This window comes from Streptomyces sp. NRRL F-5135 (genome assembly GCF_000719775.1).
In the GTDB taxonomy this organism is placed as follows: Bacteria; Actinomycetota; Actinomycetes; order Streptomycetales; family Streptomycetaceae; genus Streptomyces; species Streptomyces hebeiensis.
In genome coordinates this window covers 1-545 of sequence record NZ_JOHR01000068.1, presented here as the reverse complement: position 1 = coordinate 545, position 545 = coordinate 1, and the positions used below count along the sequence as shown (strand labels likewise).

Here is a 545-nt window from a genome sequence, read left to right as displayed (position 1 = left end):
CTCGACCTCGACGCCATCGAAGCCCGCGCTCAGGCGGCCACGCCCGGACCGTGGGGCCAGTACCACGACGGCTCGGAGTTGGACTACATCGACATCGCCGCCGACCTGGAGGAGACCGACACCGGCTTTCGCTGCCGCCGTCAGATCGCAGTAACGGTCAACGAGCCGATCGACAACGACCCGACGCACCGCGACTGGACCGACGAGCAGGATCGGGCGCAGATCCATGCAGACGCCGCGTTCATCGTCCACGCCCGCCAGGACGTGCCCGCGCTGCTCGCCGCGATCCGCCGCCTCCAGGACCGCGTCACCGAGCTGGAGGGACCAGCCGTTCACGCCCGCGCTGCGCTCGCCGCTCTCTGCTACGACCTGGAAGACCCCGGCTCCAACGCCCTCGGCGCCCTGCACCTGCTGTCGCAGGCCACCGTCGGAGTCGACGCGCCGAAGGACGACGCCGCTGCCGCGCTTGCGCAGCGCGACGCCCAGGTGATGCGCCGCTGCGCCGAGTTCGTCCGCGACACCTACAGCGGCGATTGGGCCGACGA

Annotated in this window: 1 protein-coding gene; it reads left to right on the top strand. The window is 71.2% G+C overall.

Annotated features, from left to right (window positions below; all coding sequences use genetic code 11):
• Positions 1-545 (top strand): hypothetical protein (locus IG02_RS0135530; protein ID WP_030757796.1); only part of this gene is annotated, 545 nt, incomplete at both ends.